Below are 15927 nucleotides of genomic sequence, written 5' to 3' on the forward strand. Positions count from 1 at the left end.
CCTTGTGTCACTGCGGCTCGTCGCATCGAGTGCCGTGGCGGTAGGCGTTACAGCTCTGACAGTCCGCTCTTCGGCGCGCCCGCCTGCGGATTGGCGTCCGCCATGTCGAGGAGTCTGTCGCTGCCCGCGGCACTCGCTTGAAGGCTGCGGAACTTCTGCAGCGTCTCCAGCTCCTGCGCGGTGAAGCCGTCGCGGCTCATCTTCACCGCCTCCTCGATGAGGATGAGCGATTCGCGGACCCTCCGCGCATCCTCGGTGACACCGCGCTGCAGGTCCTTGTAGGCCTTGGCCGTGGTGCCGCGCCAGTTGTTGCCCACAAGGTCGAGCAGGCCGTCCATCCTCTCGATCTTCCGCTTGAGGTACCGCTCCATCGCATCCAGGTCCGAGATGAGCTGAGCCAAGTCGTCGTCCGTGACGTCCAGGTCGGTCACCCGTGTCGCCCCCCTAACGGTTTCCCCTTTTGCTCCTCAAAAGCGTAAGGGAAGCCGCCAGGTCCGTACCGCCTCGACCATGCCGACGGCTCTCGCGCATACCACGGCCCATGAACGTGCGCCCTCGATCAGACCTCCGAGAGTGCGGGCCGGTCCCGGACACGCGTCTGAGCCCGGACCATGGGCCCTTGGCCTCCAACCAGCGCCGCGAACTCGACGGCCGTAGCCGCCAACCATCGACGGCTTGTCACTGCTCGTGGGCTGGACGCTTCGCGGATCAGGTGCTGAGGAGCCGGGGACGACGCCGAAGGACGCGACTATGCGCTCCCGGCGGCGTCCCTACGAGAGGGGGCCACACCCGTATGCCGGCACCATGGACACATGGTCGCAATTCCTTCCTCCGTCGACGTGTCGGCACGCATGAGCCGACAGGCTCGACAAGACACGTCACCGGAGGTCGCCGTGCGGAAGCTGCTTCATGCCCACGGGCGGCGCTACAGGCTGCATCGACCAGTACCCGGCATGTCACGCCGGACCATCGACATCGCCTTTCCGGGACCACGCGTGGCCGTTTTCGTCGACGGATGCTTCTGGCACAGCTGCCCTCAGCACGCCACAAGCCCGAAAGCGAACAGCTCGTGGTGGCAGCAGAAGCTGGCGCGCAACGCCCAACGTGACCAGGAGACCACTCGACACCTGGAAGGTCTGGGCTGGCAGGTCCTGCGCTTCTGGGAGCACGAAGCCCCGGAGGAGGTGGCCGAAAAGATCGCCCGGGCGGTGGACGTACGGTCTCGGCCTCGGAAAGGTACCCGCCGAGGCACGTAGTCGGCCCCCGGGCGGTGCCCCAGGAGACCGGGCAGAACATTCGAGTCACGTCACACACGAGTAAGGAACGCGGATGGCCGACTGGCAGTTCGAAGTCCCCACCACCGGCAGCAAACATCTGCCGCCGGACTCTCGGTATGTCGAGGCTTTGAGTAGCCAGGGGTATGGCTTCGAGGTCGCCGTGGCCGACCTCGTGGACAACTCCATCGATGCCGGCGCCAAGGATGTCGTCGTGCATTTCCTCCGTGACGGTGCTCACCTCGTCTCACTCCTCGTGGTCGACGACGGCCGAGGGATGGACGAGGCCCAACTGGACGTCGCAATGACGGTCGGCGGGCAGCACTTCTACGACGAGCACGCCTTGGGAATGTTCGGAACGGGTCTGAAGTCGGCTTCTCTGTCACAAGCAGAATCCGTCACCGTGGTATCGAGGACGAAGCGCACCCGGGCCGCGGGGCGCCGCTGGACGATGGAGCACGCACGTTCCAACTTCCAGTGCGACATCGTCGACGCCGACTACGCACAGTCCTTGATCGACCGTTACTACGACAAGCCCATACTGTGGCACGGCACCGTCGTCCGCTGGGACGGGGTGAAGGACTTCCCGCGGGAGGGAGGTGACCAACAGACGGACCTCTACCTGTCTCGCACCGTGAACAGGTTGGGACTCCATCTCGGCCTGCAACTTCACCGCTTCCTCGCGCGCGAGGATTTCAACATCACGGTCGCCGTCGAGGACGTACGGACCGGGACCGTGTACCTCCAGTACGGCGTGGAGCCCTTGGACCCGTTCGCCCACCCGGCCTCCGGTCACGCCGACTACCCGCAGACGTTCGTCGCCGACGTGGACGGTGTCGGAGAGGTGGGACTGCACGCGGTGATCTGGCCGCCGAAGTCGAACCGGCACGAGTTCCGGGCCGTGGGCACGACACTCGATAGGCAGGGCTTCTACTTCTACCGGAACAACCGACTGGTGCAGGCCGGTGGGTGGAACAACTTTCGCCAGCCCGAGCAACACCTGGCTCTGGCCCGGGTCGCAGTCGACATCCCCACGAAGACGACGGATGTGTTCCGACTGACGGTCAAGAAGGCCGGCGTGGAGACGTCGCCGGCTTTCGCAGCTTCACTCGAACAAGCGTGCGACGACTCAGGGACCACCTTCGCTCAGTACTTGTCCCAGGCCGACGACGTCTACCGGAGTGCCCGCAGGCAGCGAGCGACGACCCGCCCCGAGACGCTCCCACCCGGTAAAGGTCTCTCCCCGCAGGTACGGGAGACCATCGAGGAAGAACTCCCCATGAAGAACGGAGACCCGATCTCCGTTCTTTGGCGGAAGCTCGGTCACGACGTCTTTTTCGACATCGAACGAGACACGAACACGATCGTGCTGAACCAGCATTACAGGACCGCGATACTCGGAGGCCGCCGCGGTGGCCTCAACGACGCTCCGTTGGTCAAGACCCTCATGTACCTGCTCATGAACAAGGTTTTCGAATCGGAACGTGCAGGCCCCAAGCAGAAGGACAACCTGCAGCTCTGGCAATCGGTACTGGTGTCCGCAGGTCGGGCAGAAATGAGCCGTGTGGCCGGCCATGACGCCTGATCCCGTCGAAGGCGGCATTTCCGCACAGGTGGTCTGGCAGGAGGTGGAACAACACCTCGGTCTCGGTCGGCCCGTCATCTTCCCCCTGCAGCGCCCCGGGAAGCACAGGGTGGACTACGTCGTCACGGACCAGGCCGACATCTGCCTACGCCTGCAGCTGGACCCGCGCGACCATCTTCCGCACTCGTCACTACCCGTCATCCGCGTTCAGGAGACTTCGGTCGAAGGGATGCGTATGGCTCGTCTCACGTGCACAGAACCCCACCTGCTCCGAGACTTCCACGACTTTCTGAACTCGGTGGCCACACGCGTCGTGGCGCAAGGGCTCACACCTCGACGCGCGTTGCAGGACACGATCAGCGCTTGGAGCGCCATCCTGGAGCGACCCCGTGTGCTCGACACCCGGCAACGTATCGGCCTGCTGGGCGAGCTGGCCGTCCTCGACGCGCTCGCCGAGCACCTCGGCTGGAACACGGTTGTGGCCGGCTGGAAGGGGCCGGACGATGAAGAACACGATTTCGGCCTCCCGAATTTCGATGTCGAGGTGAAGACGACAGCCGGTGAGCGACGTCGCCACGTGGTGCAGGGCGCCGAGCAGCTCACGCCCGGTCCAGGCCGCGATCTCTGGGTCGTCTCGCACCGCCTGACCCGCGGCGGGGCCAGGGGCCGGACGCTCACCGAGTGCCTCGAGAACATTCGGGACCGCATCACAGAGGATGCCCCCTCCGCCGTCGATTTGTTCGACCAACAGGTGCACGAGGCAGGCTGGAGGCCCGACCGACGTGACGACGAGCGCTGGTCCTTCCGTGACACCTCCCTCGTCCTACCTTGCGGGCAGGTCCCCGCGCTCGGGCCGTCCGTGCTCGACCATCTACCCGAGGAATTGCGGCACCGCATCGACCAGGTAACCTACCGCGTCGATCTCACGGGTATCGAACCGCAGCCTGGAATTGTCCCTCCCGAACTTCGCACCTTCCGTCTCCCCTGAGCGAGGACCCATGACCGATCAGATCACCGACCCCCTGGTCGAGGTACACGCTGCGGCTCTCGCCGGGATGAAACGCGGACCGAAGAACCTGGCGCGCTCGGTCGCCTTCTATCGGGAGGACATGGCTCCTGACGCCGACCTGTCCGAGGAGGAGTTCCGCGAGGCACTCCCTGCGTACCACCAGGACGACGCGTTGCTTCGCCTATGGCGCGTACAACTGACCGAATGGGATTTCACGAAGTCCGCGCAGTGGACTGACACCGAGCCCCGCACCAGGGAACGCCGTAATTTCGTCCATGAACTTCTCGGCCTTGCTCCCGAGACCCGTGAGGCGCTGGACACGCTGGTACCCGTGTCGATCCTTAACGACGAAGTGGTCATCAGTCGAGAGACTCCGACGCTGTGGGATGCCTCCTCACGGGGCGGCCACAGGTGGTATTGGGAGAAATACAAGAACTACCTCGCCGAGCAGAAGCGCTGGGAAGCGGACTCCGTGGCCAGTCTTGAAAGCGCGGCGGAGAGTGTGGTCGAGCGGCTCGCCGACCCGACACAGGAGCTTCCGTACCAGTCCCGGGGCCTTGTCGTGGGCTACGTGCAGTCGGGAAAGACCGCAAACTTCACGGGCGTAATCGCGAAGGCTCTGGACGGTGGCTATCGGCTGGTGATCGTCCTTGGAGGGTCGATCAATCTCCTTCGCGCGCAGACGCAACGACGCATCGACAAGGAGCTGGTCGGACGCGAGAACCTGCTCCGCAGCGTCCAATCGGAGATCGACAGCGACTACGCCACGGAGAGCGACTGGTTGGAGGGGAAGTTTCTCAGACACGGCGGCAGCCCGTCCGAACTGGGTGCATTCGACATCATCCGTCTCACCACCAAAGAGGATGACTACAAGGCACTCCAGGCAGGCATCGATGCCCTCGAGATCGACAAGAAGGATCGGAATTCTCCCCTCTACCACCCGTCGAATCTATACGCATCCAATGCTCGACTCATGGTCGTCAAGAAAAACAATGATGTACTCAAGAAGCTCGTTTCTGATCTGAAGCGAGTGAACCGGCCCCTTCTTCAGCAGCTCCCCGTCCTCATCATCGACGACGAGTCGGACGAGGCGTCCGTCAATACGACCGATCTCAAGAAGCCCAACACGAAGCGTACGGCGATCAACTCTTGGATCTCGGAACTGCTCCGCATCCTTCCCCGCGCCCAGTACGTCGGCTACACGGCCACTCCTTTCGCCAATGTTTTCGTGGATCCAGGAGACACCGCCGACATCTTCCCGAGCGATTTCATCATCGCACTCGACCGCCCTCACGGTTACATGGGGGCCCGCGACTTCCACGACTTCGACCTCGACCCCGATGAGGAACGCGCCTGGTCCAACTCCCATGAGTTGTGCCACGTCCGCGACATACGGAATCTCGACGAGGACGGCGAGGGGGACGAGGACGAGCTGCGTGCGGCGATCGACATGTTCGTCCTCACGGCCGCGGTGAAGCTGTATCGCGAGGACAAGGGCGGCCTCGGGCACGGCTACTACCGTCACCACACCATGCTGGTGCACGAGTCCCGACTCAACGCCGACCACAGAGCACTGCACGCCCGCATTCGGAGACTGTGGCTCACGAGCCAGTATCTGGGGGAGCAGGGAAATAACCGGCTGAAGAAACTCTTCGAGGACGACCTGAGACCTGTCTCGGCGGAACGGGCCGACGGGTTTCCGGTTCCGGGCTCCTTCGAGGAACTCGCTCCGTACATCGGCACGGCTTGGCAGAACATTGGCGCCGATGATCGACCTGTCATCGTCATCAACGGCGACAAGGAGAACGAATACCGTGATGCCGATTTCGACGGTACCCGCATCTGGAAGATGCTCATCGGTGGCCAGAAACTGTCCCGTGGGTTCACCGTCGAGGGACTGACGGTGAGCTACTACCGGCGCAGGGCGAGTAATGCCTCCACGCTGATGCAGATGGGACGCTGGTTCGGTTTCCGTAAGGGTTACCGGGACCTGGTACGTCTTTACATCGGACGCACGGAGGAGAGTCGAGGCCAAGAGGTCGACTTGTACAAGGCATTCGAGGCCATTTGCCAGGACGAGGAGGACTTCCGTCAGCAACTCAAAAAGTACTCGGTGATGGTCGGTCAAAAGCCCCAGATCACGCCGGCACAGATCCCACCTTTGGTATTTCAGCGACTGCCGTGGCTCAAGCCGACGTCGCGGAACAAGATGTACAACACCCGTCTGGTGAGCCAGGGAACGCCCGGCCGACTCGAGGATCCGACGGCGTACCCCGTCACAGCCGGCAAGCTGCGCCACAACACGACACAGTGGTTGCCCGTCATCAGGTCGCTGTCCCCCGGCACGACCACCTTCACCCATCCCCACAACGGCCGACTCGTGCAGGTGGATGCGCTCACCACGATCATCGAACCGAAGGACTTCCTGGAGATCGTTCGCTCCTTGAAGTGGCAAGGCGACAGATTCGAGTCGCACCTCCAGTACCTGGACGAGGTGACGGAGGCCGGTGATCAGCTGGACGACTGGCTCGTGGTGGCGCCCCAGCATCGGACAAACGTACGCCGCGCCCGCCTCGCGGAGGCCGACAGGACGCTGTCATGGTTCAGCCGCGTCCGTCGTCGTGATCCCCTCTTCGGCGCGATCGGTGAACCGAAGCATCGTCCCATCGCCCGCCGCATCGCTTCCGGCGAGACGACCGGTCATGAAGATCCGGTCACTGAGTCCCTCGTGCGGCCCCGACGTGGTGTCGTGATCCTCTACCCCGTGGTGGAGCAGGCGAAGGTCGACGAGACGATCGTGGACGGCATGTTCGACACCGGCAGATTGGTGACGGCATTCGACTTCGCCACCCCACTGACCGCCCGCGGAAGCGGAGACGCCCTGGTCCGCTTCACCACGATCGACTCGTCACAGGGGGACGACGCCATGGTGGATGCAGGGGCGAATGCAGTACGTGACTGATGCGTGAACCGGTCGGGCAGGATGGGGCGGCACCGGCACGCTGATACCCCTCGTGCCGGGCCGCGACCGACTCCAGGGGGAACAATTGCGCGACCGACGTCCTTTGACCTCGCTGGAGATCTGCGCCGGCGCCGGAGGGCAGGCCATTGGTCTGGAGCGAGCCGGAATCTCACCGTCGATGCTCATGGACGTGGAGGGCGACGCTTGCAGGACGCTCCGTTGGAACAGACGGTCCTGGGCCGTGGAGCAGGTGGATCTCAACTACTTCGACCCGTACCATCACGAAGCGACCCGTGGTGTCGACCTGCTCAGCGGCGGGCTCCCGAGAGTCAAGTCGGCTGCAACAGCCACCAGGGTGGAGACCGGAGAGCAGTGGCGACTGCTCCGTACCGCCGTTCGTCTTGCGCGGGTTATGCGGCCACGCGCTGTCCTCCTTGAGAACATGCCCGAGCTGATCGAGCGGCCCCGGTTCTCGGATGCGCGGGAGTGGCTGGAAAAAAGCCTCACAAGCCTGGGGTACGTCGTCACGTGCGGTGTTCTGACAGCCTCCGATTTCGGGGTGCCGCAGGTCCGTCGGCAGGGTTTTCTGGTCGCGCTCCGCGATGACTGCGAGGAACAGTTCCACTGGCCCGAACCGTCCGGCGTGGCAGCCCCGACACTGGGTGAGGCTCTCTCGGACTCGATGGCCTCGAAGGACTGGCCCGGTGCCGCTTCGTGGGTGGCGCGTGCCAACGCGCCCGCTCCCACAATCGTAGGAGGCTCCTCGGACCGAGGCGGTGCCGACCTCGGCCCCAGCGGACAGAAAAACGCCTGGGCACGTTTCGGAATCAACGGGAAGAGCATCGGTGACGACGTGCCGGACGCGAACTTCCCGGCGGACGGCATGCCCCGGCTCACCGTGCGCCAAGCCGCCCTCCTGCAGTCCTTCCCCGAGACGTGGACATTGGTGGGCAAGAAGACATCGACTTACCGGCAGGTCGGTCACGCCACTCCACCTCCAGTGGCAGAGGCGATCGGCAGAGCGCTCGTCCGAGCGCTTGAGGGCGAGGATGCCTCTCAGGACGACACCGATACGTGAGCTCTCACGCACGGCCGGCAGGTCGCACTCCGCTGTCCGGCCGGTCGCACCAGCGGATACAATCCTCCCGTGATCAATGACCTCGTCCCGAACCCGATCAAGGTCGTTGATCTCTTCGCCGGCTGCGGGGGTTTCACTCAGGGATTCACCTCGTTCCGCCCAGACGGTCACCGATCCGGTGCTTTCCGCACGGTCGCCGCCGTGGAGCACGACAGAGCGGCCGCCTCCACCTATGCTGCGAACTTCGGCGGGAACGACGGGCACGGACACCACGTGCAGGCCGGCGACATCCAGGAGTGGCGTCCGGGTGAGCTGGGCATCCATGCGGACGTCGTGCTTGGCGGGCCGCCCTGTCAAGGCTTCTCGACGCTCGGTCTCGAAGATGCGAACGACCCGCGCAACCAGCTCTGGCGCGAGTACGTGCGAGTGGTCAACGAGGTTCAGCCGAAGATCTTCGTCATCGAGAACGTCGAGGGCTTCCTGCGTTCACCTGAGTTCGCTGCTCTGCACGCCGCGACGGAGAAGCCCGACGGCCCTCTCAGGCAGTACGAACTCGTGGAACATGCCGTCCTGAACTCTGCGGACTACGGTGCTCCGCAAGCCCGCCGTCGTGCCATCGTCATCGGGGTTCACCGCGACGAGCACGCCCTGAAGGGGCTCACATACCCTGCCCGGTCCCATGCCCGCACGCCGTCGGGCTCGGATGGTACAGCCCCCTGGATCGGGGTAGGCCCGTCGGTCTTCGCGAAAACTTTGCTGCCCACGGAGAGCACCCAGCTACCGGTGCGCACATGCAATCCTCTCGGCGACCACGAACTTCCGGGGTACTACACGACACCGGAACTGCACATCGGCAGGCAACCGACCGAACACTCACTGGCCCGTTACAAAGCGATCCCTCCGGGCGGCAACCGGCACGATCTGCCCGACCACCTGTCCACACCGAAGTGGATCGCTCACCGCACAGGGTCGCACGACGTCATGGGCCGCATGTACTGGGACAGGCCGTCGGTGACGATCCGCACGGAGTTCTACAAGCCGGAGAAGGGCCGCTACCTGCACCCCTTCGCCTGGCGGCCGATCACGCATTACGAAGCGGCCCTGATCCAGGGCTTCCCGGACACGTTCCGATGGTGCGGAAGCAAGATCGACATCGGTCGACAGATCGGAAACGCAGTTCCGGTGCAATTGGCCCACGCGCTTGCCGGAGCAATCTACGCCGCTCTGCGCGACGGGCCTGTGCAACTGCGTTTCTGAGCATGCCGGCGGCCGCCTTCGTGAGGGGGGCATGCGTCGTACTGAGCGCGTCCTGCTTGACCTGCCCACGTGGCTCGGCTACCTCTAGGTCGACGTCCCGTCGCCAATCGGAAGCGCTGAAACCATCGACCTACCGGCCACAAGCTCGGTTACGGGGTCCACGAACCGCTGCTTCTACCCCTGTTCCAGGGGATGAGACACCTCCTCGAAAGACGCGATTCCGGCGGACGCGCCCACGTCCGCGCTGACCTGTCGCCGATCACTCCCCGGATCGCGTTGATCGACGCGGGTCGTGTTCATCGCGAACGTACGGCCCGTCCAGCCTGTGCGGCCACCGTGTCCCTGCGTCATCGCGGCACGCGCTGACGACGGCTACGGCGGCAGCGCGCGTACGGTCGCCGAGAACACACGCCGTCCTGGTGACCGGAAGTGACCCGGTCTCACCCTTTTCCCGCCCCCACCGTGAGATCCCAGTACTCGGCATACCGCCCGCCCTGCCGCAGCAACGCGTCGTGGCTGCCCTGCTCGACGACGCGGCCGCCGTCCAGGAAGGCGACCCGGTCGGCGCGGCGGACGGTGCGCATCCGGTGTGCGACCATCACCACCGTGCGGCCCTTCATCAGCCGCTCGATCCCGGTGTGCACGGCGGCCTCGCTGACCGGATCGAGGGCGGAGGTCACCTCGTCCAGCAGCACGACGGGCGCGTCCTTGAGCAGGGCCCGTGCGAGCGCGACGCGCTGCCGCTCGCCGCCGGACAGCAGCGCGCCGCCCTCGCCGACGTGCGCCGACCAGCCGCCGGGCAGCCGCTCGACCACGTCGTCCAGCAGCGCCGCGGCACCGGCGGCACGCACCTGGGCGCCGGTCGCGTCCGGACGGCCGAGGCGCACGTTGTCCTCGATGGTGCCGTCGAAGAGGTAGACGTCCTGGAAGACGATGGCGACGCGCTCCATCAGCTCCGCCGTCGCCATCTCCCGCACGTCCACGCCTCCGACCCGCACGGCGCCGGCGTCCACGTCGTAGAAGCGGGCGAGCAGTTGCAGCAGGGTGCTCTTGCCCGCGCCCGACGGGCCGACGACGGCCAGCCGCCCGCCCTGGGGTACCGACAGCGACACCGCGTCGGTCACGGTGCGGCCGCCGTGGCGGAAGGTGACGGCGTCGAACTCCACGTCATGGCCGCTCGGCCGGAGCGGTACGGCAGGCTCCGGCAGCGGCTCGATGCGCAGCACCTGATCGAGGCGGGCCAGCTCTGCGCGGGCGGCGCGCAGGCTGCCGCCGATCTCGGCGAGCGAAAGCAGCGGGTCAGCGCAGCGGGCGGCGAGCACCAGGACGGCCAGGACCTCGGCCGCGCCGAGGTCCCCGCCGAGAGCGAGGTAGGCGCCCAGGGCGAGCAGCCCGGTGAACACCGCCTGCACGGTGGCCGCCAGCCCCAGCACGCCGGGCAGCGCCGAGAGCGTGGCCCGGCGGGAGGCGTGCTGCTGGCCGGCGAGGGCGTCGTCGAGCAGCCCGAAGCGCTCGGCGGTGCGGCCGCCGGCCCGCAGCACGGGCTGCGCCTGGAGGTACTCGATGACGCGCCCTGTGGCCTCGCGTTCGCGGGCGACGCGCTCGGTGTCGGTGGCGGTGGTGGCACGTGCCGTGCGGAGCTGGACCGCGGCGACGACCGGCACGGCGGCCAGCGCTGCGAGGCCCAGTTGCCAGCTGAAGACGAGCATCACGCCGACGATCGTCAGCGGCGTCACGCAGGCGGAGATGAACGGCGCCAGCAGGTGCGCGATCACACTCATCGCCTTGAGGACGCCCTGGCTCGCCAGGACGGACACCTCGCCGACGCGGCCCGGCCTGTACCAGCCCAGCGGCAGCCGGGCGAGGTGCTCGCCGAGCCGGACGTACATGCCGTGCAGCATCGTGGTCCCGGCGCGGAAGCCGGACCGGTCGCTGACGTAACGCAGCACCGCGTAGCCCGCGACAGCGGCGCCGAAGGCGAGCAGCCAGGGCCGGGCGTCGTCGGGCGAACCGCCGAACAACGCCCGCAGCACGGGGACCAGCAGGGCGTACGAGAGGCCTTCGGCGAGGGCGGTCGCGGTCATGAGGGCGACGGTGCGGCGCACCCGCCCCGCGTACTCGGGGCCGAGCACGCGCAGCAGCATGGTGATCATCGGGTCTCCCCCACTCCTGTCGCACCGGTCTCGGCCACACCGGCGTGCAGCCGCCAGAACGCGGCGAACTCTCCGCCGCGTGCGCGCAGTTCCGCGGGGGTGCCGCGCTCGACGATCTCCCCGTCACGCAGCATGACGACGGTGTCGGCGTCCGCGATCGTCTCCATCCGGTGGGCGATGACGAGCGTCGTGCGCGCGCCCCGGGTCAGCGCCAGCGCCTCGCGTACCGTCGCCTCGGTGCGCGGGTCGGCGAAGGCGGTCGCCTCGTCGAGGACCAGCACGGGCGCTTCGGCGAGCAGGGCGCGGGCGAGCGAGAGGCGCTGCGCCTCGCCGCCCGACAGCCGGGCGTCCTCACCGATCACCGCGTCGTAGCCGCGCGGCATAGCGAGGATCACCTCGTGGATGTCGGCCAGCCGGGCGGCGCGGACGATGTCGTCGTGGCCGGCGTGCGGTACGGCCAGGGCGATGTTCTCGGCGATCGAGGCGCGCAGCAGCCGTACGTCCTGGAAGACGAACGACACCCTCCGGTACAGCTCGCGGCTGCCCACCTCGCGCAGGTCGACGCCGCCGAGCAGCACCGCGCCCTGGTCCGGGTCGACGAACCGGGGCAGCAGCCGCACCAGCGTCGACTTGCCGCTCCCCGAAGGGCCGACGACCGCGGTCACCGTGCCGGGCTCGAGCACGAGGTCCACACCGCGCAGAACCTCGCGCTCGGCCTCGTACCCGAAGCGCACCCCGCGCAACTCCACCCGGTGCCCCCGCGGCGCGACCGGTCGCACCGGCTCGGGCAGCGCCGGCTCGGCGAGCACGTCACGGATCCGGCCCAGGGCCCGCCGCGCGGCCTGCACGTCGTCGAAACCGTGCCCGAGCGCGGCCACCGGAGCCGTCAGCCCCAGGCCGAGCAGCAGGAAAGGCAGCAGATCGGCCGGCGCCAGGCCGCCACCTGTGATCCGGTACGCGCCGCCGACCAGCACCGCCAGCAGCACGAACGGCGGCGACAGCGCCACCTGCATCCCCGCCGCGACGCCGGACAGGCCGCGCACCATCGCGGAGAAACTGCGCGTGAAGTCGTCCACGGCACCGCGGAACTCGCGATGCGCGCGCTCGGCGCCGCCGAACGCCTTGACCACCGCGATGCCCTGCACGAACTCGACGACCGAGCCCGCGATCCGCCCCATGGCCGCGTCGTACTCCCGCTGCTCCCGCAGCCGCTCCCGCGTCATCATCAGCGGCACCAGTGCCACGGCCAGCAGCACGGGAACCAGCGTGATCAGCGTCAACCGCCAGTCCACGGTGACGAGGTAGGCCAGCGAGACCAGCGGCACCACGAACGCCGACACCAACTCCCCGGGCGCGTGCGCGATCACCGGATGCACCGCGCTGACGTCCTCACCGACCAGCTTCGCCAGCTCGCCGCCGCGCCACCGCGACAGCCTGCCGATCGGCACCCGCCCCAAAACCGCGGCCAGTCGCCGGCGCAACGACAGCTGCACATGGCCGTCGAGCAGGTGCCCGACGCCGGACGACGCGGCCGTGAACAGCAGCCGCACGAAGAGACCGGCCGCGCCCGCGACGACGACGCCGCGGACGTGCCCGGGAGAAGCGGGGCCGGGCGCCAGCAGCGTCCGGCCCAGCGCGACGACCGCGAGCAGCGGCAGGAGACCGGCGACGGCACCGATGATCTGCAGGGACACGACGGCGGCGAAGCCGCCCGCGTACGGGCGCACCAGGCGTCTGACGCCCGGCGGCCGAGCGGTTGGGGTAACAGGCATGCGCCTACCCTCGGCGCCGGTGCACACCGAGGGATTGGAGGAATGTTCCCGTCGACGGGCTCGCGCGCCGGGGCCTGGGGGGCAGCGGGGCTCGCGTGAACTGGGATCTGCGCGACGGGATCTGCGTGCCGGGGGTTGCGTGCCGGGGGTTGCGTGCCGAGGCCCGCGCATGAGTGCCCACGTACCATGGCGCTCGTGCCAACTGCCGCGGCCGCGCACGCGCGCGAAAACGACGCCGTCTGGGACCTCGCCCGCCCCGTCAGACCCAGCCGCGTGCCCGGCGTCGTCCTGTCCGGGTTCAGCGACCGCGGCCCGGCGCCGGTCGACCACAGGATCGACCCGCACCCGGTCATGACACTGGCACTGGCCTGCGGCGACGGCGCACCCGTCATCCACGACCACACCGGGCGACGGCAGTCCGGAAGCCTGGTCACCGGGCTCGGATTCGGCTCCGGTGGCGCGGCGCGCATACAGGCCGCACACGTCGAGTGGATGCAGGTCCGCCTCTCCCCCGTGATCGCGCGCGAGGTACTCGGCGTGGAACCGGCCGACCTGGAAGGCACCGTGGTGCCCCTCGCCGACCTGTGGGGCCACCGGCAGGCAGCGCGCCTCGCCGGCCAACTGGGCGCGGCCGCAACCTGGGAAGAACGCTTCGCCCTGGTCGAGACACTCCTGGCCCGCAGGTCCGCCGCACAGCCGGGCATCGAAGCGGAACTGGCCTGGGCCTGGGACCGCATCCTCGCCGACCACCACCACGTCCGGATCAGCGGACTGGCCGCCGAACTCGGCTGGAGCCGCAAGCGGCTGTGGTCCCGCTTCCACGCGCGGATCGGGCTCCCGCCCAAGCGCGCGGTACGCCTCGTCCGCTTCGACCGGGCCGCCACCCTCCTGGCCCAAGGACAGGAGGCGGCCCGGGTCGCGGCCGACTGCGGCTACACCGACCAGTCCCACCTGCACCGCGACGTGGTGGCGTTCTCCGGCGTGACCCCCTCCCGCCTCGCCGGCCTCACCCTGGTACCCCCCGACGACCTCGCGTGGGCCGACCACGTACCGCGGCTCGGCTGACCCGTGGCGGCGGTTGCGCCGGGCGGACGCCCGGCGCAACCGGTTCAGCGAATCGAGCTTCCGAGCTGTGCCCCGTCCACGGGCGCGCCGAGATCGCTCGGCCCGAACGAGGTGGCGTTGTCCGTCGTCAGGCCCGTGGCCGTGCCACGGAGCGACCACACCGCGCCGGAAGAGTCGTTCTCCTCCGTCGAGGACACGTTGAGGTCGCGGTGTCCGTCACCGTCGACGTCGAGCAGGGCGCAGGCCGCGCCGAACTCGTCGTTCTCCTCGGCGACCCCGGGCACTCCCGCGGTGTCCTGGTCGAACAGCTGGCTGCCTCGGCCCGTCACCCCCGCCTCGGAGCCGTGCAGCAGGGCGACCGCGCCCGCGTCGGTCTTGTCCCCGCTGTCCTTCCAGCGGATACCCAGGGCGACCTCGGCGCGGCCGTCGCCGGTCACGTCCGCGACCGAGACGCAGGAGCCGAGCATCTCACCGTCCGAGGGCGCCTCGCCGGGGAAGCCCTCGAGACTCTGGTCGAACGTCTGCCGACGGCTGTCGGACAGGCCGTCCTTCGCACCGAAGACGACCGTGACCTCGTCGAACAGGTCACTGCCGCCACTCACCACGAGATCGTCGTAGCCGTCGCCGTCCACATCACCCGCGTCCAGGTCCCCGCCACCGTCGTCCGGACCGGTGGACACGGTGAAGCCGGACGGGCTGCCGAGAAGGGCGTCACTGCTGTACACGCCGTCGCCCTCGTAGCGCCGGAAGGTGAGGTCCTGCCGGCCGTCACCATTGACGTCGGCCACGCCACGCACCGTCGAGGGGCCGCTGATCGAGGTGGCGCTGTTGTTCTCGTCGTCCCACTCGGACCTGTCCAGGAAGTCGAGCTTCTCGGCGGGCGTCCCGGACCGGGTGACAGGCCCCTTCCACAGGGCCGCAGGCTGCTTGACCGGGTCGTCACCGCTCGACCCCGGGTCGCCCAGCAGGGCGAGGTCGGCCTTCTTGTCGCCGTCGAAGTCGCCGATCTGCGGCGTCGTCCCGAACCCGGGTATGGCCGTCCCCCCGGTGAGCCCCTTGGCCGAACCCCACAGGATGACACTGCCGGACGAAGCATCCGCCGACCCGACGACCAGGTCGGCGTAACCGTCACCGTCCAGGTCCCCCTTGCTGAAGGACTTCCCGAACTCCTGCTTGGCAGTGGCCGACCCGGGCACTCCGCTCGTCGAACGGCTCACCAACCGCTTGTTCGAGGTGTCGAGACCCTTGGCCGAACCGTAGGTGACAGCCACATACCCGGCCTTCGCCTTGCCGCTGACGGTCCCCCCGGGAGCGCCGCTCACCAGGTCCGCGTAACCGTCCCCGTTGAGGTCCTCCGCCACATCCGCCTTCTTCGCGGACGGCTGTTCTCCCTGCTCCGTCGCACTCGCCTGCTGCGGGTGCGCGAACACCCCGGTGGTCAGCCCCCCGACGGTCGCCATCACAAGGGCGGCCCCGATGGTCGTGAGGCGGGCCGCCGATATTCCGCGGGGCCGAACCCCACCACGCTCGGCCAGGCGTCTTCTATGACTCATGCGCTGCTTCCTTCGCATACCGGGACGGTTCTACGGCACGTACGGTCGCAAGCCTCAACGGCTCTCCCCCCGAGCCGAGTAGTTCCTCTTCGCCGAGGGGAGAGCCCATCGAGTCCGCTGGTCCGCTACACCAGATGAGATGCCGTGCGACCGCAAGAGGTTCACGAAAATCGGCCCTTGTGTGGCACAGCGAGGAAGGCGGTTCGCCGTACCTCGTCC

11 protein-coding genes are annotated in these 15927 nt (G+C 67.8%); 7 read left to right on the forward strand and 4 right to left on the reverse strand.

The features are described from left to right. Positions 1-47: 47 nt before the first annotated feature. Positions 48-431 (reverse strand): WXG100 family type VII secretion target, encoded by a 384-nt coding sequence (locus DTL70_RS12975; protein ID WP_114022067.1) that lies wholly within the window; start codon positions 429-431, stop codon positions 48-50. A gap of 381 nt (positions 432-812) precedes the next feature. Between DTL70_RS12975 and DTL70_RS12980 the strand changes: the two genes are divergently transcribed. The 6 genes from DTL70_RS12980 to DTL70_RS13005 all read left to right on the forward strand — a co-directional run bounded on the left by DTL70_RS12980 (position 813) and on the right by DTL70_RS13005 (position 9165). After that, positions 813-1256 (forward strand): very short patch repair endonuclease, encoded by a 444-nt coding sequence (locus DTL70_RS12980; protein ID WP_245979335.1) that lies wholly within the window; start codon positions 813-815, stop codon positions 1254-1256. A gap of 73 nt (positions 1257-1329) precedes the next feature. Further along, positions 1330-2859 carry an ATP-binding protein gene (locus tag DTL70_RS12985; protein WP_114022069.1) on the forward strand — a complete coding sequence of 510 codons (1530 nt, stop codon included), beginning with the start codon at positions 1330-1332 and terminating at the stop codon, positions 2857-2859. Then, a complete protein-coding gene (locus tag DTL70_RS12990) occupies positions 2849-3847 on the forward strand; it encodes a PD-(D/E)XK motif protein (protein WP_114022070.1) in 999 nt (332 codons plus the stop codon). Before DTL70_RS12985 ends, DTL70_RS12990 begins: the two co-directional genes overlap by 11 nt. A gap of 10 nt (positions 3848-3857) precedes the next feature. After that, complete coding sequence (locus DTL70_RS12995; RefSeq protein WP_114022071.1) at positions 3858-6830, forward strand: Z1 domain-containing protein; 2973 nt, start codon at positions 3858-3860, stop codon at positions 6828-6830. A gap of 103 nt (positions 6831-6933) precedes the next feature. Next, positions 6934-7908, forward strand: coding sequence for a DNA cytosine methyltransferase (locus DTL70_RS13000; protein WP_114022072.1), 975 nt, complete (start codon positions 6934-6936; stop codon positions 7906-7908). A 69-nt stretch (positions 7909-7977) separates the two neighbouring features. After that, positions 7978-9165: a DNA cytosine methyltransferase gene (locus tag DTL70_RS13005; RefSeq protein ID WP_245979336.1), complete on the forward strand. Its 1188-nt coding sequence runs from the start codon at positions 7978-7980 to the stop codon at positions 9163-9165. 440 nt (positions 9166-9605) lie between these two features. On the opposite strand, the gene DTL70_RS13010 is transcribed toward DTL70_RS13005, so the two are convergent. After that, entirely contained in the window at positions 9606-11318 is a 1713-nt protein-coding gene (locus DTL70_RS13010; RefSeq protein WP_114022073.1) for an ABC transporter ATP-binding protein, read from the reverse strand. Then, on the reverse strand, positions 11315-13090 hold the full coding sequence (locus tag DTL70_RS13015) for an ABC transporter ATP-binding protein (RefSeq protein WP_181860906.1): 1776 nt from the start codon (positions 13088-13090) through the stop codon (positions 11315-11317). The genes DTL70_RS13010 and DTL70_RS13015 overlap by 4 nt, the downstream gene beginning before the upstream one ends. A 195-nt stretch (positions 13091-13285) precedes the next feature. Here DTL70_RS13015 and DTL70_RS13020 point away from each other — a divergent pair, with 195 nt between their 5' ends. Beyond that, positions 13286-14155 carry a helix-turn-helix domain-containing protein gene (locus DTL70_RS13020; protein WP_245979337.1) on the forward strand — a complete coding sequence of 290 codons (870 nt, stop codon included), beginning with the start codon at positions 13286-13288 and terminating at the stop codon, positions 14153-14155. Between the two features lie 44 nt (positions 14156-14199). Here DTL70_RS13020 and DTL70_RS13025 read toward each other — a convergent pair whose 3' ends face one another. Beyond that, positions 14200-15615 (reverse strand): FG-GAP repeat domain-containing protein, encoded by a 1416-nt coding sequence (locus tag DTL70_RS13025; protein ID WP_114022076.1) that lies wholly within the window; start codon positions 15613-15615, stop codon positions 14200-14202. Between the last annotated feature and the right edge of the window lie 312 nt (positions 15616-15927).

This window comes from Streptomyces diacarni (genome assembly GCF_003323715.1).
Taxonomy (GTDB): domain Bacteria; phylum Actinomycetota; class Actinomycetes; order Streptomycetales; family Streptomycetaceae; genus Streptomyces; species Streptomyces diacarni.